We start from the raw sequence: 17,793 nt of genomic DNA on the forward strand, positions 1-17,793 counted from the left end.
GTGGCTGACATAAACGGATCCAAGTAACACCAATACTATCGCCATCCGCAGCCCGCGTCGCGGTAAAACTGTTGCGGGGCAATCGATCTCACCGAATGCGAACTGATAGTCACTTCGTCACCGCTACTCCCTTCCCCGTCGCCAGTCATACCCTGACACCTGTGGCGCGGAGGATTCTCAGGGCGCCAGATCTTGCGATGCAGAGACGATCTTTGCCCGGGAACGGCCAGAACCCCAAGGCGGCCGGATAGCGATCCGTGCCTCAATAGTGACGCCGCCGCACGTGATCCGAGACGATGTCGGCACGTTCCGCTCCGACCTCCGCGACGGCTTCGGCAAACCCAGCCGCGCCGTGCCGGGCGATGTCTGCCAACTCGACCCCACGCCGCCTGGCTGCCTCAGCGACCTCCGGGCCGTGCTCCTTTGCGTACACGGTCCAGTCGACGGCCCGCCCCTTGGCGAGCCCGGCGAATTCCGGCCCGCGCCGATTGGCCAGCTCCACCCATTCGGCACCGCGCTCCCTGGCCACGTCAGCGAGCGCAGCGGCGTGTTCCTTTGCAGCCTCAGAGATTTCGGCACCGCGAGTCAGGACGGTCTGGGTGAGCCCGGTGCCCTTGCTCGCCGCGGTGGTCGACAGCGCGTGGGCACGATCGGCAGCGTCGTGCATGTGTCCGAGCACGACATCGCCGACACCTGCCGACGCTCCGATCGGCAACGCGGCCGACACCGCGACACTTGCCCGACGCGCGGCGCGGCGGCCGCGCCAACGCAGCGATGGCTTGCCCTCCGTATCTCCGGCGGCGATCAGCAGCCCACCGAGCAGGCCGATATCCTTGAGAAACGCAATTCGCTTGGCCGCCCTGCGATCCGGATCCGGCTCGGCCCAGAAGTCCTGCTCGGTCACCGCCGCGGGCAGCACTGTCGCCGCAAGCACCAGCGCGGCGAGTCGTGGCGCCTTTCCCAGCGCCAGCAACACCCCACCCGCCGCCTGGGCACCCGCCGTAATCCGGACCAGGGTCTCCGGGGCGGCGTTCAGTTTTTCGGCGACTCCGTCCGGCAGCTTGCGCCGCCCCTGCTGTACCAGCGCATCCGCTGCCTTCACCCGCGGCTCCGGATGCAGGAAGGTATCCACCCCATCGACGATGAACGTCGCCGCCAACAGCGGTCGCGCGACCCGGCGCATCAACATGACAAACACCCTTCTCCTCGGTCCTCAACAGGCGTATGCCCGCACTGCACGGCGTCAAACAATCGGCGGATTGCCGCCGATTGTATCGGCGGGTCAGCTGTCTGTAATTGCCATTCCTGAGCCACCCCTGCATCTTCTGAATACGTGGTCGGCGTGGACAGGCCGGTGAGAATTCAGCGACGATGCCTGGGCGCGAGAAGCGGAATCAGCGCCGGAGGCATCTCTTGCCACGCCTGCGTGTTCGCTGGTGCCGCACACCACCCCGGCACCAGCGGGTAGAGGCCCTCAACGGCCCGAGCGGCGAACCCGGTCCTGCCGGTCGGGCTACGGGTACGGGGGTCACGCCGCGCTGCGGCCGTCACCCCGCCGAGCGCTGCGGAATCCATATGGGTGCGCTTGCGGCGTTTCCGAGTCTGGGAACTCATAGCAATCGACTCTAGATAGTTCCTGCGTGGACACGCCGGTGATCGCGAAGCGTGTTCCCCGTCAGCAAACTGTTCCGGCTCCCCTGGAAGTGGAACGACGACACCACACCCGACGAACCACAACCAGCGATCGGCGACCAGGGCGAACCGGGACAGCGTTCGTTCCGTTCGTTCCGGAAGTCGTTCCCCTAACATGTTCCGAAGGCCCGTACGCCGACCTCCGCGAACAAGGAAGCAGCCTCGGCGAAATCACGAGCAGGACCGGCATCCCGAAGACATCACTGCACCGCTACCTTGCGCCCGCGAAGGAACAGCAGCAGTGAAAGCCCCCTTCACCGGGAAGTTTCATCGATGGTTGGTTCGGTCGCGCGTGGACGCTTCGCGTGAGGTGTCTGGTGGGGTTCGGATTCTTCTCGCGTGTCGCGTGTCTGGGAGTCCGGGTCGATCTTGTCGGCGCGTTCGAACTCCTGCGTCAGCTCGTCGCGGGAGGTGACGGCTTCGCTGCGGTGAGCCGCTGCTCGTTCTTGCAGGCCCGCCGCCTGCGCTGCCCTGACATCGGCCTCGGCCCGAGCCGCTCGGGCCTTGGCCGCGGTCTCGTCGGCGAGCGCTTCACGCTGGCCGACCTCGTGGGACTGTTCGGTTGCCTTTTCGCGGATGCCCGTGGCTTCGACGCGGCGGTGTTCCTTACGTTTGTTCAGGATCAGCCAGGTGAGCGCGGCGATGATCAGAATTGCCGCAATCACGACAACAACGATGACGACGATCGTGGTGGTAGTCATATCGGCCTCCTCAAAGGTTGAGCGTGGTCCATGTGGTTGGCACCGGTGTCGGGAATGGGGTCGTTCGATCGCGACCGCGTGCCCGGGCACCGATGTTGTCAGCGGCTGGGTTGGGGCACATGGCAGTCGGTCACCTTGGGATTGACCCCGGCATAGTTCAGTGGCCCCGCGAACACGGTCACCGCGATGGTCCCGACACCCGCGCAGTTCTGTTCGGCGTGGGTGATGTATCCACGTTGCCCGGCGGCGATCGCGCCGATGATCAGCCATACCAGCACCAGCAGTGTCAGCCACCGCATCACTGGCCTCCTGGAGTCGACGGATGAACCAAGACCAGCGTCAGAAGTAGTGGCGTCGCCCGCGGACGGCGCGGCCCATCGACCCCAAGGCCAGGAGCACCAGACCGATGATGAGGACCACGATCCCGATGCCCCAGAGGATCTCGACCTTCAGCAGGAACCCGACGACGAGAAGAATGATTCCGAGAATGATCATGGTCGATACCTGGTTTCGGTGCAGGAGTGACGGGGCTGTGCGGTGGGACACACCGGTGGTTGCGTGTGACGTCAGTGTTTGAAGGCGTCCTTCATCTTTGCTCCGGCCTGCTTGGTATCGCCCTTGGCCTGATCGATACGACCCTCGGTCCGCAGGCGAGTGTTGCCGGTGCCCCGGCCGACCAGTTTCTTGGCGACGCCCTTGGCGGCTTCGGCCTTGTGCGCGATCTTCTTACCGATGCTCATGGGGTGGTCCCCTTTCGCGTGTGCTGTTGCCGCGGATGCGGCGAACATCTATTGCGAGTGGCGTCAGCCGCGCCCCGAGTGCGGGTTGCCAGCGGCGTGGCGGTCCCTCGATCTGTTGCCGAATCCGAAAAGGTGGAATCGGTCGCGACGCGCAGCACCGTCGGCTCCGGCATCTTGGGTATCTCGCGTGTCGGCGAGAGCGGGGGATGCAGTGGCGCGCTGCCGTTGCTCGTCGAGGTGGGGCTGCCGGTCGGCGAGGTCGTCGCGGTCCCGGCTCACCGCGCTGGTCTCGCGGCGCGACACCTCGAGTTCGCTGCGCGCGGTACGGCCGCGGCGGGCGGTGCGCCGGGCGCCGGCCAACAGCAGGCTCATTCCGGCCAGTCCGGCCGCGCCGACCACGGTTCCGTAGAGAAATAACAGGCCGGTCGAGCCGGTCACGTGGTAGCCGAACACGGCGAAATTGTCGGTCAATGCGTGGTTGACACCCCCGTTGGCCAGCACCCCCGCGAGCCCGACCATGACGGCGGCGACCAGAACGACAAGCCCGATGATGACGATCACTGTGGTACCCACCAGATCTACGCTGTGATGCTCACTCAACCACCGCGCACCCACTGAGTCAACAACGTAGAGCTGTACTTTATGGCCGCCCGATTTGCACCGACGTCAGCGCCAACTCAGCACCGAAGCAGGGATGCACCGAACACGACTTCGAGGAACCACCGAAGGCGACTTCGAAATCGAGAACCGCGGCCACCACAGTCCATTGCCGACGATCGCTACCCGCATCAGCTGTCAAGTCCTTGTTATTCCACATCGTCGGCCCCTGCGCCGCGATTTCGAATGAACGGCCGTTCGCACGGGTGCAGAGCGACCCGCCGACTCGAACCAGCCGCCAACAGCACCGGTGGCTGACATAAACGGATCCAAGTAACACCAATACTATCGCCATCCGCAGCCCGCGTCGCGGTAAAACTGTTGCGGGGCAATCGATCTCACCGAATGCGAACTGATAGTCACTTCGTCACCGCTACTCCCTTCCCCGTCGCTAGTCATACCCTGACACCTGTGGCGCGGAGGATTCTCAGGGCGCCGGGAACGACCGCGAGATCCTCGACCACGTCACCGCTGAGATCACCGCCAGACCCAGCCCGCGCCGTCGGCACCGCACATACCCCCGCACGGTCAAACGCGGACGCCACAACAGCTACCGCGTCAAAAGACCTGACGACCACGGTATCCGGCACACAGGGCCGGCCACGATCGCGCTTCGACCCCTGCCCACCGGATGAAAACCGCACGGACGCACCAATCACGCTACGTGGCATTGCCCTATGAGCGGGACGGACCAGCGAAGTCCCGGTCACGGTGCACGAGGACCAATCACCTGGCCCACCAGGTTGTTGTCGATTGCGCGGCGCCAAGGGTCGGGCAACGACTCGAAGCCGGCAAGGGCCACCGGAAGGATACGATTCGATATACCTGTGGCAATTCCGAATGAGGCTCTGTTACATAGGAATATGACGTCTCATCGAAGCTCGATATAAATCGAGGTGACAATTTCCATGCCATCGCCAAATAGAAACATAAATTCTAGCCGACCCCGAGTCCGGCAGAGCAGCTTAATAAATGATTGGCCAAGTTTGTCCACAGGTGAAACACAATCGAATTCGGTCAACCGCGAATATAAGCCGTCTCATGCGGAGCAGCTATCTAAATTACCGATGTACAACCCGGTTCCCGCCCCAGCGCCGAGGTTGCCACTGCCGCTTCCTCCAATACAGGGATTTGCGGATCCAAACGAATCCGCGTTTCACTTCGCCGCAACCATCATGAACAAAAGTGGTCGAGTAGCTGTCCCGAAATTACTGTACGAAATGGGATGGCCAGCTGGATATCCGATTGCGATAACACTCAAAGATGGGATTATCGCCATAACTCCCACATTATTCGCCAGCGTGTACAAGATCGATAATCGGAAACACATCCGCTTGCCCGCAGCTGTTCGAACTGAGGATCGGCTTCGCCCAGGCGATCGGATCGTGGTAGCAGGTGATTCCAGGAACTACCTTCTCGCCCTCTTTCCCCCGCTGACTTTATCGAGAATCTTCCGCCTATCCTGCCCCAGCCTGTGGCCGATGCCGTGAGTCGCGAGGAAAGGGTGGTCACTCCGGGCACACTGCGCACTTATCGTCCCTACTGGCGTCGCATCCAATCCGAGTGGCAGGACCGGAGAATCGACGAACCCACATCATTGGAGCTGAAGCAGCTGGTCACGAACGCGCGCGAGCAGGCCATTGTCAGACGAAACTCCCGGGATGGCCGTTCAGCAGGCGAGCACATGGCCGCCTCGATTCGCTGTCTCTATCGACATGCACGCGACGACGGCTATATCAGCTTCTCCGAAAGCCCTTCCAATCACGTAGACGCGCCTCGTCGCACGCCGAGTCCACGTTTCTCATTATCCGGACGTCAGATAGAACAGATCGCCCGAGTAGTGGCTACCACCGACAACGTCTGTAGCACTTCCAGGAGGCATGGTGTCCCAACCCGGCATTCACTGTAGATTTACAACGTAGCTCTACACTGTTGACATGGTCTCCATCAGGGCGTGTACTTGAGGAAACAGATCCCAGCAGAGACTCGAAGGATCGCCATGATCGTCATCCTCGGCCTCATCGTCCTGATCGCCGCGGTGCTGATCGGACTGGCGGGCGTCCTCGCCAACGGCGGCAGCGCCCACGCCCTGACCGACAATTTCGCCGTGTTCGGCTACCACGTCACCGGCTCGACCGGCGTGCTGTTCCTGTACGGCATCGTGGTCGGCGGCGTCGGACTGGCGGGGCTGGGGATCCTACTCGGCAGCTCTCGCCGCACCGCCCGCCGGGGCGCCGACGCCCGCCGCGAGCTGAACTCCGTTCGCCGGGACATTCCCGCACCCGGTGCTGTCGCCCGCCGGCCCGACCGGCAACAGCACCTCACCGCGAAGATCAGCGCACCTACCCAGTACCCCCACCCCGGCACCACCAACGCGGCAATCGATGAACCCGGCAGTGCCGCCGGCAAGGGAATCGGCCCGAACACAACCAAGGAACCTCGATGATCCTCCTCCTCATTTTCGCCGCCGGAATCCTCGTCGGCGCGATCGGAATGGCGGTACTGAACCGCCTCGGCCCCGATACCGGTCGCCTCCTGCCCCGCGGCACGTTCGGCCGACGACCCCAAGACACCGCGACGAGCCGCGATCTCGACGAAAACGCCGGTGGCTCACGACATATCCGCACCCACCCGAGCTGGCGTGATCGACTCGAGCAGTCGGCCCCACGAAATGGAGAACAGCAATGAGAACCTACGGGGGTCGGCAAATGCGCAGCGGACGCCGTTCGGGGATGGCCGGTCTGGTCACGCTGCTGGTATTCACGTGGCTGATCATCGGCGCGGTTGCCGCTGGGCAGCGGCACTACTACGACAGCGCACCCACCAACTGCGCGAGCACCGGAACCATCGCCGTAACCATCGCGACCGGGCCGCTCAACTACCTCGGGATGAATCCGAAGGTCGGGGATTGCCACGTCGACATACCGCAGCCCAGTCCGTAATCCGCATATCCCCTGAGCCCAACAGGTATTCGCGCTATCGCGCTGGTCGCGGGTCAGTCGTCGGAGTCGATATCGGAGCGCTGCTGACCATTCGCATCATCACCCTGCTGTATGACACCGAACCGACTGCCGCACAACAGCGTTGGAATTCCGAAGGCGGCGCTTCCCACCCCGGAGCAGGGGTCAGCGCACCGGCCCGGACAGTGTCGCCGTGAGCCCGGTGAGCAGGATATCGAGGCCGCGCTCGAGCTCGAGCTCACCGTCGTAAGCCGCAAGCACCGGCGCCAGTTCCCGCACCAGCGGGAACTGCTCGATCGGCAGCCGATACAGCCCGAGCCGCAATACCTCGTCGGTTTCCTCGGGACGCTCCACGATCTCTTGCAATTCGTTGAGCACGTGCCCGTAGAGAAACCCGAACAGCGCACGATAGATATGCAGTGCGTCCGCGCCGGAAAACCCAGCGCGAGTGAGCAATTCGAGGATCGCCTCCAGCGGGCGCACCAGCGCGGCCGGACGCAGTCCCAGCGGCGTGGCCAGCGGATGGGTCACCAGCAGCGGCACCACTCGCGGATGCGCCAGCGCCAAACGCCGGAAGTCGCGGGCGACCACCCGCAATCGGGTAGCCCAATCGGTATCGGTGACATCGACGGACAATTGCTCGAACACGATCTCGGCGACCCCGTCGAGCACGGCGGCCTTGTTCGGTAGATGCCGGTAGATCACCATCGGATCCCGTCCGACCGCTTCGGCCAGTCGCCGCATCGACAACCCGTCGACACCCTCGCGATCAATGATCGCGAGCGCGGCGTCCAGCACCACCGTGCGGGTCACCGGCCCATCACCACGACCGTCGACCCGATTCGCCGATTGTGCCTTTTGCCGGCCTATAGGGCGCTCAGCCATGCGGTCGCTCCTCCGTTCCCACCGGAATCTCCGATGCCGAGATCGTAGACATACACCGTTGACATCGGGCCGCGACCCCGCGGCCGCCCGCAGGCGGTCGGCTACTCGCCCTGCGGGGTGCGTCGATGCGCCGCCTCTCGCATTTGATCGCCGGCGCGCTGAATAGGGGCGTCGTGCGGGATGACGAGCAGGGCCAGCCGTCGGCCGTCGGTTCCGATCAGTCGCATGACCGCCGGCGATTGGCCGATGCCGGGCCCGCGGAGCTCGATGCCGTCGTCATGGTCGATCCGGCGTTGGGCCAGACTCACTGTGTTCCAGTCGAATCCGACACGCGCGATCGGGCCGATCCGCGGCGTGACGGCGCTGATCAGATCGTGCAGTTCGGCGATGAGGTTGGCGGTCCACGGCCACCAGGCGCCGTCGACCGTCCCGGATCGAGCGCCGACATCCTGCAGCAGCAGGCGCGGGGTGCGGGTCGGCCACGGGAACGGCTGGGTCCAGTCGTCGAGCGGACCGGTGATCGGAGGTCCCGCATGGACGCGCGTCATGACCGGACGCTCGCGTCCAGCGGGGCGTCGTGCGCGGTTCGACGGTCGGCGACCGGAGCGATGACCCGCAGCACGATCATGTCGTGGGCGCTGCCGAAGAGATACAGGGTGTTGCCCAGTTCGAAGGGATACGCGTCCAGCTGTATCGCGCGATCGCCGACGACGAGTTGCCGGGGCGCGGATGTCCAACTGGTGTGGTCGTAGACGACCCGCCACACGGGACCGATCCGAACCGACAGCGCCGCAAGCAGATTCGGCAGCTCGGCGATGAGGTCCGTCGATCGCGGCCACCATACGCCGTCCAGATATCCGCCGACCTCACCCGCCGAATTCAGCCGCAGTCGAGGCACGGCATCGAGCGGAACCCGCCGGCCGGAAGATCGGCCATGGCTCCGCGTTCGGACAAGTCCGCCAAGAGTGATCATGACCATTACCTGATTTCGCGGTAGAGGCATGTGGGATATACCCGGACCAGGGCTCACCCGCTGATACCTCCAGTAGACGCCACCCGCCGCCCAGTGTCAACAGCGTAGGTCTACATAGTATTCGCTACAAGCCCAGCGTCCGCGCCGGAGGAAAGGATCGCCCATACGGCCCGAGCCGCCGTGCAAGCCCTGCTGCTGGATCACCACATGCGCGGCATCGACCGGGTCGGCGGGGCAGCTGCCGGGCGATACCGCATGAAGCCCACCCGGTCACACGCCGCCGGACGCGCCGGCGCGAAATCGGGCAGCGGCAGTGCGAAACTCACCCACGAGGTGACAATCCCGTCCCGCGTCGACAGCACCCGCTCCTGCCGATCGCCGGCCGCGCTCACCGGCTCCGAATCGGCCGCGGCGACCGACCGCCGAAACCCGCACCCGCCGAACAACTTTGTCCAGTCCTGCACGCTGCCCACGAATCTCATTCCTCACCAGGTGAAATCCCATGAAGAACCGCCCACCGCACCGGGCACACTGCCCAATTCCCCCGACATTTCGGTCGCCTCGCGCCGCCGGCGGGCGGTTGTCCAGTATTTACCGCATCCGCCCACCGGCACGAACCAGCGCCGTCCTACATATTGAAGCCGCCGCCGCAGATGAGGGTCTGTGCGCTGACGTAATCGGATTCCGGCAGGCAGAGCAGGTAAACCGCACCGGCGGCCTCGGCGGGCGTGCCGGAGCGGCCGAGCGGGATCATCTGCTCCATGGCGGTCAGCAGGTTCGGGTTGACGCCGACCTTGATCTCTTTGCCCTGCATATCGATGGTGCCGCCGGTGCCTGCGGGGGCTTCGGTGAGCCGGGTCTTGATCACACCGAACGCGACCGCGTTGACGGTGACGTTGTAGCGGCCCCACTCCTTGGCGATGGTCCGGGTCAGGCCGAGAATGCCCGCCTTACCGGAGGAGTAGTTCGCCTGTCCCGCATTGCCTCCGGTGCCCGCGAGCGAGGAGATATTGACGACCTTGCGGCACGGCACCGGTTCCCCCGCTTCCTTGGCCTTCTTGACCGCCGCCGAGATGACCGGCTGTGCGGCGCGCAGAATCCGGAACGGGGCCTTGAGGTGCACGTCGAGAATGGCGTCCCACTGCTCGTCGGTCATCTTCTGGATCACCGAATCCCAGGTGTATCCGGCATTGTTGATAATAATGTCGAGACCGCCGAACTCGTCGACGGCGGTCTGTACGAAACGCTCGGCGAAGCCCTCCTCGGTCACGCTGCCGACGCATGAAACAGCCTGTCCACCAGCGGCTTCGATCGCGGCGAGGGTCTGTTTGGCCGGTTCGGCGTCGAGATCGTTGACCACCACCTTCGCCCCCTCCGAGGCGAGCTTGAGCGCGATCTCGCGGCCGATTCCGCGACCGGAGCCGGAGACAATGGCGACCTTGCCATCCAGAGTTCCCATGAAGAGGTTTCCTTTCAGAGTGCGACGACGGTGTATCAGAGCGCGAAACAGCGTCACCGGTCAGTGTGACAGTGCCTTGACGGGGGTGGTGCGCCGCGACGCCGGGCTGATTCAACGTGACCTAGGGTTCGACTATGTTCGTGAAGCTGTGCGGTCTGCGGACCGAGGAGGATGTGGCCACCGCCGTCGCGGCCGGGGCCGATGCGGTCGGATTCGTATTCACCGCGAGCCCACGGCAGATCTCTGTCGACACGGTGCGGAAACTGCTCGCGGGTGTTCCCGCACATGTGCTGACAGTCGGTGTGGTACACGGGATTTCATCGACCGAAGCCGGTGAACTGGCTGAGGCGGCGGGCGTGGACGCGCTACAGCTGCACGGTGCCTACCCACGTTCGGCCTTCGACGAAGTGGCCGGACTCAGGCTGCTGCGGGCCACCTCGCTGACCGCCGAAACCGATGTGCGCACCGGCGCTTTCGGCGAGGAGTGGCTGCTGCTCGATTCCACCGTCGCGGGGTCCGGGGAGCGCTGGGATCTGGCCGCGCTCGAACGAACCCCGCCGACCGGGCAGTGGTTGCTCGCGGGTGGGCTGTCACCGGCGAACGTGGCCGAGGCGATTGCCGCTGCCCGGCCGTGGGGTGTGGATGTATCCAGTGGTGTGGAGTCCAGTCGCGGCGTCAAGGATCATCGGCTGATGCGCGAATTCGTCACCGCGGCAAGGTCCACACCACCGGGAGTGACTCGCGTCAGGGCGTGACGATATTGAAATCCGGGTTCGGGGTGTCCAGCAGACCGGCGAGGGTTGACAGAATCTTCGGGTCGCCCGCCACCGTGACACCGTCCAGGCCCTGACCCGCGAGTACACCCAGCAATTGCGGTTTGGTGAGAGTCAGGGTGAGGTCGGCGGCTCCGCTGTGCGGGGCCTCGAGGGTGGCGGCGCGGTGGGTGAGCGCGCCATTGGAGAGGGTGAGGCGCAGATGGTCGCCGGTGTCGGTGAGCTGCCAGTCCATGATAAAGCCGCCGCTCGCCACCGCGCGCGGCCCGTCGACTCGGACCGCCATGGAATCGATGATCATGTCCGCGGTGAGGGCGGAGGCCATCTCCGGGTTGGCGGTGTCGATCTCGTTGTGCGACACACCATTACGCAATTCCATCGCGCCGGTGAGGAAGAAGTTGCGCCACGGGCCGTTCTCCGCGCCCCAGCCGAGTTTGTCGTAGATATCGGCCAGCGCCTGTTTGGCGGGCGTGCTGTCCGGCGCGGCGTAGACGGCGTGATTGAGCAGGGTGACCGCGAATCTCAGATCGCCCTCTGCCGCATAGGCTTTCGCCTTGGCGATCACGGCGTCGACGCCACCGTAGTCGGCCACGTAGCGCTGGGCGGTGTCGACCGGCGGATGCTCCCACAGGTGTGCGGGATTGCCGTCGAACCAGCCCATATAGCGCTGGTAGATGGCCTTCACATTGTGGCTCAGCGAGCCGTAATAGCCACGGTTGAACCACTTCTGGTCCAGGGCGGGCGGTAATTCGAGCTGTTCGGCGATCTCGGGACCGGTGAATCCCTGATTGGTCAGGCGCAGGGTCTGATCATGCATGTACGCATACATATCGCGTTGTCCCGCAAGCAATTCCACGAAGGCATCACGTCCCCACACCGGCCAGTGGTGCGAGGCGAACGAGACGTCGATCTTGTCCGCGAACAGTGCGATGGCCTCGTCCAGATAACGCGCCCAGATGCGCGAGTCACGCACCAGCGCGCCACGCAGGGTGAGCACATTGTGCATATTGTGGGTGGCGTTCTCCGCCATACACAGTGTGCGCAGCTCCGGGAAGAGGAAGTTCATCTCCGCGGGCGCTTCCGTACCCGGGGTGAGCTGGAAGACGATGCGCACCCCGTCGACGGTCTCCTCCTGGCCGGTGTGGGTGATGTCCACGGTCGGCGGAATGAGGGTAATGGTGCCGGTGGAGGTGGTCATGCCGAGACCGCAGCCGATCTGGGCGGCCGGGCCCTTGGGCAGACTCGCGCCGTACATGAAAGCCGCGCGGCGGGTCATCGCCGTTCCCGCATAGACGTTTTCGCTCACCGCGTGCTCGAGGAATCCGGCGGGGGCGAGAATCGGCACCGGGGCGTGACCATGCGGGAGGACGCCGCGCGCGCCGCCGAAGTGGTCACCGTGCGAATGGGTATAGATGAGCCCGGTCACCGGCCGATCGCCGCGATGCGCGGTGTACAGCGCGAACGCCGCGGCCGCCGTCTCCGCCGAGATCAGCGGATCGATGACGATGACACCCGTATCGCCCTCGACGAGCGTCATATTCGACAGGTCCAGATTGCGGACTTGGTAGACACGCTCTGCGACCTGGAAAAGACCCTGCTTATCGGCCAGCTGCCCCTGCCGCCACAGGCTCGGATTCGCGGTCTCGGGACAGTCCCCGTCGAGGAAGGCGTACGATTCGCCATCCCAGACGACGGTGCCGCCCGCATCCTTGATAACCGCGGGTTCGAGGGCGGCGATGAAGCCCCGCTCCGCATCGTCGAAGTCTGTCCGATCGTCGTAATTCAGCTCGGTCATGACACCGTCCTGTTCCAGGAATGAAAGCCATTGCCAGATCGTGAAACTCGACCCGAAGTCGAGGCGAACTCGGCTTCAGCAAACTTCACGCTATCACCGCGGTCGATCGGCCCTGGAAACCCGGCAGTGGCATGTTCCGGCGGTGCGCGAGTCGGAGCGATCACGCCACGCGCGGGCGTCAAGCGCACTGGTCGACACGGAGCGGATCTGCTTTCATTGAGGTCGGCACGGTCGGCGTCGTATCGAAGGACAACCTGATGAAGAGTTTGCTGGCAATCGGGTTGTGCGCCTTGCTCATTCCCATCCTGGCCGGATGTAAGGCCAGTGTGCCGAATGCCACCTCGAATGCCGGGAACGGTGCTACCACCGCCGGAGTGAGTCTCGACCAGGCGCGAAAAGAGTTGAGCGCCTTGCCGATCAAGGGACCCGTGTCCATGGCCGGTTACAGCCGAGATCAATTCGGGCCGGCCTGGACCGATGACAACAATGATCCTGGCGGGCACAACAATTGCGATACCCGCGACGATATTCTGCGCCGCGACCTCACCGGCCTCTCGCCGGCGAGCGGCTGCACCATCCAGTCCGGCACCCTGCACGATGTGTACACCGGCAAGACCATCGCCTTCCAGCGCGGGCCGAAGAGCACGGTGGTGCAGATCGATCACATGGTGGCGCTCGGTAACGCCTGGCAGACCGGGGCACAACAGCTTTCGGCCGCACGCAGGCAGGATCTGGCCAATGATCCGCTCAATCTGCAGGCCGTGGACGGACCCGCGAACGAGCAGAAAGGCGACCAGGACGCGGCGAACTGGCTGCCGCCGGAAAAGGGGTATCGCTGCACCTATGTCGAGCGGCAGGTCGCGGTGAAAACCGCTTACAGCCTATGGATTACCGCGGCCGAGCACGATGCCATGCAGACCGTGCTCGGCAGCTGCGGATAGCCGTTCAGACGGCGGCATCGACCGGGTCGCCGGTGACGAGAAGTGCTGTGAGCGCCGCCAATTCGTCAACTTCGAGGCCGTGCGCGGTGAGGTACTCCGGCACCGAACCCCAGCCCTGCCGAATCCGGTCGAGGCTGTGCACCATCAACTCCGGCGGGGTGCCGGCCAGGAACAGGCGGGCGGTCTCGGTGGGTTCGATGCCGTGCGCCGCCAATCGGCTCATGGCCTGATCGGCCCATTCGCCGTACAAGTACTGTTGCGAGGCAGCGTAATTGGCGATCACATCGTCGTCGCCGACCCCGGCCGCCGACAGTGCCAGCGCGATCACCATGCCGGTGCGGTCCTTACCGGCGGTGCAGTGCACCACCACCGGACCCGAGGCGGCGGCAATGAGTCCGATCGCCCGCGCCAGGAATTCACCACGATCGTCGACGAAGAAGTTGTAGATCACGTCCAGGCCGAGTTCGATTCCCATGGTGTTGGAGCCGCCGGTGGATTCGAAGATCGGCGCGTGCACATCGGTAACCGGCAGTTCGCCGACCCGGTTGGGTGATTTGGTGCGCTCTTCCACGGTGCGCAGATCAATCACGGTGCCGATCTCGCGTTCGCGCAGCGCCTCGACGCCCGCGTCGGTGAGATTGTGCAGTGCGTCGGAGCGGTACAGCACACCCGTGCGGGTAGTTCCGGCGCCGGCGCGATAGCCGCCGGTATCGCGGAAGTTGTAGGTGCCTTCGATCGGAATGTGACGCTGTTCGACGTCGGCGTGCATGCCGTGCCCCTCACTACCTCTTGAAACGAAATTCCGCGATCAACTGATTCTATGGAATGACGATACAGAGCCACCGTAATGCGGTAGGTGAACAGCCGCCGACAAGACGGCTCACTCCGGGCAGTCCGGCGGATTCACCTGCGCCTCACCCTCACTCACCAGATCCATGAGTTGATCGAACACCTCCGCCGGCGCGGCACCGGTAGCCCGCGAGACCGCCGCGCTCAAGGCCGACAGCAGCAGCAACTGCACCGCCTGCCCGGCGACGGCGGTATACACGTCGGCGCGCGGCTGCCCAACGCCCGCGACCAGCACCACATCGCTCTGCGCGCATAACCGCGACCGCGCGTACCCGCTGATCGCGATAATCGTGGCTCCCGAGGACCGCGCCGCCGCCACCGAACTCACCGTGACCGAATTCTCGCCGGTGCTGCTGATCCCGATCACCACATCATCCGCGGTCAGCGCACGCGCACTGAGCTGCTGAATCACCGCGTCGGGCGGAGCCTCACAGCCTCGCCCCCCGGTCACCAACAGCAGCGCCAACGCCTGCGCGGCGGGCCCGGATCCGCCATTGCCGACGATCAAGACCCGCCGCGCCCGGGCAACAGCCATTGCGGCCGTATCGAATTCCGCGTAGTCGAGCGCTCCCAGCGCATCGGATAGCTGTTGCACCGATGCCTCGAAGTAAGCCGGGACCCATTCCCGGCTCGCCGCCGCGTCCAATTGCGGATTACGTGCTCGCCCTACCCCCGAGTCCCGGATCAACAGCATGCGCAGGTGCTGAAAACCCTTGAACCCGAGGCTCTTACAGGTCCGGATCACCGTCGCGGGCGATGTCCCGGCCCGAGCTGCCACATCCGCGGCCGACAACAGTGCCACCTCGTCCGGATGCTCGACGAACTGCACCGCGACCCGCTGCTCGCTGGGGATCAGCGACGGCAGCAGTGAACGAACAATGCCGAGGGTGCCGCCGATCGGCGGGTCGCTCTGCGTGGTGCCCATAGGTCGTGTGTATCACCCCGGCACGACGGGCTCAGTACCCGAGGGTGGCCAGAATGCTGTCGGCTTGATGATTCGCACCGAGCTGATTCGGATGGAATGGGGTGGCCAGACCGACCGGACTGCTTCCGAACGGGACCAGACCCTCACCCCAGCGCACCCCCGGCGCTTGGCAGGCGTCATGCCCATCGCTGGTGGCATACGTGTCCACGAGTTCGACACCGGTGGCCGACGCCACCCGGGCGAGCATCGCGTTCAACTCGATCAGCTTGTTGCCCAGCCAGATCGAATCCGCGGGCGAGATGGGCACGGCCGGAAAGCAGCCGCCGTCGGTACCCTGGATCTTGAAGTAGTTCAGCAGCAGAATCCGCGCGTGTGGCGCGCGGTCCCGGATATCACGGACCACCGCGGCCACCTTCGGCTCGGCGGCGGCGATCGCGGTGGACATATGGTCGTCCCCATTGGGTGCCTGCGAATTCAGGCACGGAGTGGCCGTGGCGTCCAGGGTCAGGCAGGCGAAGACCGTACGGGCCAGGTCGGCGTCATTGCCGCCGATCAATACCGTCACCAGGTCGGTCGTAGGAGTCAGCGCGTCGAACTGCGGTGGAATGAAACCCGCCAGCGCCTGCGGTCCCGTTTGCGGGCCGACCATATCGCCGGTCACCGCGCCGCCGCAGGACACATCCCGGAACGTCGGCACCGCGAGCGCCGCGGCCACCAGTTTCGCGTAATTGCTGGCGCTTTGCGCACATCCGGACGGACGGAATTGGGTACTCATCCGGCTCGAATCCGATGTCGCGTCCGCCGCCCACGAATCGCCCAGTGCCACATACTCCTGGTAGCGGGAGGCGGGCTCCCGATCGTCAGCCCAGGCGACCGTGGTGGTGCACATCGCAAGGGCGGTGAGGGCCAGCCCGATTCGCCGGCCGTTTCGCGCAAACTTCATGGCGCTGTCCTTCCAGGTTGGCGTCATTGCCGACCGATCGAATCCCGCTGGAACTCGAACACCTTCAACGGTAGTGACCCAGGACACAGTTTCTCTTGTCGCGGCGTCACAACGCGGGCGTGCCGATTTGTGCTGCCGCCACAATTACGCCGCACCGCCCCACCAATCGGAGCAGCCCGTTTATGCTCCCGGTTGATGGCCGAGATTCACAGCGCCCCTACAGATTTCACACAGGGCAGCACCACCGTATGGAACCCGCCCGACAGCTTCGTGGCCCGCGCGAGCGCCGCCTTGCTGCGCCGGCTGGACGGTATCACCGATCGCCTCACCGGGCAGATAGAGCAGGCCGAATCGTTCTACGGCAGTGCGGGTTTGGTCAGCTCCGAGGAGCTGTGGCGCAGCAATCACACCAATCTGGGTGCGGTGTTGAGGTATATGTCCGGTCAGGGCGCGCTCGAAACCACGGCCCCCCGCGAGACCGGGAATCGGCGCGCTCAGACGGGCGTTCCACTCCCCTCGGTACTGCGCGCCTATCGCCTCGGCGGTGAATTGATCTGGGACGAACTGCTGGCGGAGGCGGGCAGCGATGCGGTGGCGAAGGAGGAGTTGCTGACCGTGGCGTCGGAGATCTGGCGGCTCACCGACCAGTACTCGCAGACGCTCACCATCGGTTACCAGCAGGCCGTGACCGAGCAGGTGCGCCGGGACGCCCGGGCGCACGACGCCGCCATGGACGCACTGCTCACCGGCCGGGTGGACGGAGCACGACAGTGGGAGTGCGCTCGCACGCTCGGGCTGCCACCGCAGGGCGAATTCGTGGTGGTCGCGGCCTCCACCGATGACGCGGCACAGGACGCACTGCCCGGTATCGATACCGCCCTGTCGCTACTGGGGGTGGCGTCGGCCTGGCGGCTGCGGGTGGATGTCCACCTCGGAATCGTCTCGCTCACACCACGTTTCACCATTGATCGGCTCTGCGGACTGTTACGGGAGCGCGGCGCCGGCAGTATCGGTGTGAGCTCGGTCGCGGCCACTCTGCCCGAGCTCCCGATGGGCCTGCGCCAGGCCGAATTGGCCTGCGCGGCAGTGGAATCCGGCTTGTCCCGGGTGCAGCGCTACGAGACCGCGCTGATTCCCGTATTGCTGGCCGGATCACCGGAGGTCGCCACCGCGCTGACCTCGACGGTGCTGGGGCCGATCCTGACGCTCGCCGCGCACGATCGCGACACCCTGCTGACCACGCTGCGCGCCTGGTTCGAGCACGACGGCGATATCGCGGCGGCCGCGGCGGCGCTGTTCTGTCATCCGAATACGGTGCGGCTGCGGCTGAATCGGATCGCCCGGCTCACCGGCAGACGTTTGGGCGCACCGCACACGGTCACCGAATTCGACCTCGCACTGCGCGCGCATCGCATCCACGGCGGCGCTCCGGCAACACCGTGAAAACGCCGGTTCCAGCGTCTCGAGAGCCCCCGTACTCTCTCGAGATCGCCGGAACCG

The 17,793-nt window shown here is 65.0% G+C and carries 21 protein-coding genes; 6 read left to right on the forward strand and 15 right to left on the reverse strand.

Features of this window, described 5'->3' with window-relative positions; genetic code table 11:
- Positions 1-262: 262 nt before the first annotated feature.
- The 6 genes from GFY24_RS25355 to GFY24_RS42260 form a co-directional block, all read right to left on the reverse strand.
- Entirely contained in the window at positions 263-1,189 is a 927-nt protein-coding gene (locus GFY24_RS25355; RefSeq protein ID WP_153807612.1) for a DoxX family protein, read from the reverse strand.
- Positions 1,190-1,946: 757 nt separating this feature from the next.
- Positions 1,947-2,393, reverse strand: coding sequence for a hypothetical protein (locus tag GFY24_RS25360; RefSeq protein WP_228566649.1), 447 nt, complete (start codon positions 2,391-2,393; stop codon positions 1,947-1,949).
- 98 nt (positions 2,394-2,491) lie between these two features.
- Positions 2,492-2,692: a hypothetical protein gene (locus GFY24_RS25365; protein WP_153807613.1), complete on the reverse strand. Its 201-nt coding sequence runs from the start codon at positions 2,690-2,692 to the stop codon at positions 2,492-2,494.
- A gap of 40 nt (positions 2,693-2,732) precedes the next feature.
- On the reverse strand, positions 2,733-2,888 hold the full coding sequence (locus GFY24_RS41240) for a DUF6131 family protein (protein ID WP_194853019.1): 156 nt from the start codon (positions 2,886-2,888) through the stop codon (positions 2,733-2,735).
- A 71-nt stretch (positions 2,889-2,959) separates the two neighbouring features.
- The gene (locus GFY24_RS25370) at positions 2,960-3,133 is read right to left on the reverse strand and encodes a CsbD family protein (RefSeq protein WP_153807614.1); all 174 of its coding nucleotides are present in this window, start codon (positions 3,131-3,133) and stop codon (positions 2,960-2,962) included.
- A 63-nt stretch (positions 3,134-3,196) separates the two neighbouring features.
- Complete coding sequence (locus tag GFY24_RS42260; RefSeq protein ID WP_375336099.1) at positions 3,197-3,706, reverse strand: hypothetical protein; 510 nt, start codon at positions 3,704-3,706, stop codon at positions 3,197-3,199.
- Between the two features lie 2,083 nt (positions 3,707-5,789).
- Here GFY24_RS42260 and GFY24_RS41245 point away from each other — a divergent pair.
- The 3 genes from GFY24_RS41245 to GFY24_RS25390 are packed head-to-tail and all read left to right on the forward strand — an operon-like array spanning position 5,790 to position 6,732.
- Positions 5,790-6,236 (forward strand): hypothetical protein, encoded by a 447-nt coding sequence (locus GFY24_RS41245; RefSeq protein ID WP_194853020.1) that lies wholly within the window; start codon positions 5,790-5,792, stop codon positions 6,234-6,236.
- Entirely contained in the window at positions 6,233-6,478 is a 246-nt protein-coding gene (locus GFY24_RS25385; RefSeq protein ID WP_153807615.1) for a hypothetical protein, read from the forward strand. The genes GFY24_RS41245 and GFY24_RS25385 overlap by 4 nt, the downstream gene beginning before the upstream one ends.
- Complete coding sequence (locus GFY24_RS25390) at positions 6,475-6,732, forward strand: hypothetical protein (RefSeq protein ID WP_375336100.1); 258 nt, start codon at positions 6,475-6,477, stop codon at positions 6,730-6,732. The genes GFY24_RS25385 and GFY24_RS25390 overlap by 4 nt, the downstream gene beginning before the upstream one ends.
- 183 nt (positions 6,733-6,915) lie before the next feature.
- Here GFY24_RS25390 and GFY24_RS25395 read toward each other — a convergent pair whose 3' ends face one another.
- The 5 genes from GFY24_RS25395 to GFY24_RS25415 all read right to left on the reverse strand — a co-directional run bounded on the left by GFY24_RS25395 (position 6,916) and on the right by GFY24_RS25415 (position 10,067).
- A complete protein-coding gene (locus GFY24_RS25395; RefSeq protein ID WP_153807616.1) occupies positions 6,916-7,635 on the reverse strand; it encodes a TetR/AcrR family transcriptional regulator C-terminal domain-containing protein in 720 nt (239 codons plus the stop codon).
- 101 nt (positions 7,636-7,736) lie between these two features.
- The gene (locus GFY24_RS25400) at positions 7,737-8,183 is read right to left on the reverse strand and encodes a DUF5994 family protein (RefSeq protein WP_153807617.1); all 447 of its coding nucleotides are present in this window, start codon (positions 8,181-8,183) and stop codon (positions 7,737-7,739) included.
- Positions 8,180-8,533, reverse strand: a complete 354-nt coding sequence (locus tag GFY24_RS25405) for a DUF5994 family protein (RefSeq protein ID WP_153807618.1) — start codon at positions 8,531-8,533, stop codon at positions 8,180-8,182. Before GFY24_RS25405 ends, GFY24_RS25400 begins: the two co-directional genes overlap by 4 nt.
- Positions 8,534-8,808: 275 nt before the next feature.
- A complete protein-coding gene (locus GFY24_RS25410; RefSeq protein WP_153807619.1) occupies positions 8,809-9,081 on the reverse strand; it encodes a hypothetical protein in 273 nt (90 codons plus the stop codon).
- Positions 9,082-9,236: 155 nt separating this feature from the next.
- Positions 9,237-10,067: an SDR family NAD(P)-dependent oxidoreductase gene (locus GFY24_RS25415; protein ID WP_153807620.1), complete on the reverse strand. Its 831-nt coding sequence runs from the start codon at positions 10,065-10,067 to the stop codon at positions 9,237-9,239.
- Positions 10,068-10,201: 134 nt separating this feature from the next.
- Here GFY24_RS25415 and GFY24_RS25420 point away from each other — a divergent pair, with 134 nt between their 5' ends.
- On the forward strand, positions 10,202-10,822 hold the full coding sequence (locus tag GFY24_RS25420) for a phosphoribosylanthranilate isomerase (RefSeq protein ID WP_153807621.1): 621 nt from the start codon (positions 10,202-10,204) through the stop codon (positions 10,820-10,822).
- Here the strand turns inward: GFY24_RS25420 and GFY24_RS25425 are convergent.
- On the reverse strand, positions 10,812-12,635 hold the full coding sequence (locus tag GFY24_RS25425) for an alkyl/aryl-sulfatase (protein WP_153807622.1): 1,824 nt from the start codon (positions 12,633-12,635) through the stop codon (positions 10,812-10,814). The two genes, GFY24_RS25420 and GFY24_RS25425, sit on opposite strands and share 11 nt — an antisense overlap.
- A gap of 257 nt (positions 12,636-12,892) precedes the next feature.
- Between GFY24_RS25425 and GFY24_RS25430 the strand changes: the two genes are divergently transcribed.
- Positions 12,893-13,576 carry an HNH endonuclease family protein gene (locus GFY24_RS25430; protein ID WP_153807623.1) on the forward strand — a complete coding sequence of 228 codons (684 nt, stop codon included), beginning with the start codon at positions 12,893-12,895 and terminating at the stop codon, positions 13,574-13,576.
- Between the two features lie 4 nt (positions 13,577-13,580).
- Here GFY24_RS25430 and GFY24_RS25435 read toward each other — a convergent pair whose 3' ends face one another.
- The 3 genes from GFY24_RS25435 to GFY24_RS25445 form a co-directional block, all read right to left on the reverse strand.
- A complete protein-coding gene (locus GFY24_RS25435; RefSeq protein ID WP_153807624.1) occupies positions 13,581-14,345 on the reverse strand; it encodes a tyrosine-protein phosphatase in 765 nt (254 codons plus the stop codon).
- Between the two features lie 111 nt (positions 14,346-14,456).
- Entirely contained in the window at positions 14,457-15,350 is an 894-nt protein-coding gene (locus GFY24_RS25440; protein ID WP_153807625.1) for a MurR/RpiR family transcriptional regulator, read from the reverse strand.
- 31 nt (positions 15,351-15,381) lie between these two features.
- Entirely contained in the window at positions 15,382-16,293 is a 912-nt protein-coding gene (locus GFY24_RS25445) for an SGNH/GDSL hydrolase family protein (protein ID WP_194853021.1), read from the reverse strand.
- Positions 16,294-16,488: 195 nt separating this feature from the next.
- Between GFY24_RS25445 and GFY24_RS25450 the strand changes: the two genes are divergently transcribed.
- Positions 16,489-17,736 carry a CdaR family transcriptional regulator gene (locus GFY24_RS25450; protein ID WP_153807627.1) on the forward strand — a complete coding sequence of 416 codons (1,248 nt, stop codon included), beginning with the start codon at positions 16,489-16,491 and terminating at the stop codon, positions 17,734-17,736.
- Positions 17,737-17,793: the final 57 nt, after the last annotated feature.

The organism is Nocardia sp. SYP-A9097 (assembly GCF_009649815.1).
Taxonomy (GTDB): Bacteria; Actinomycetota; Actinomycetes; order Mycobacteriales; family Mycobacteriaceae; genus Nocardia.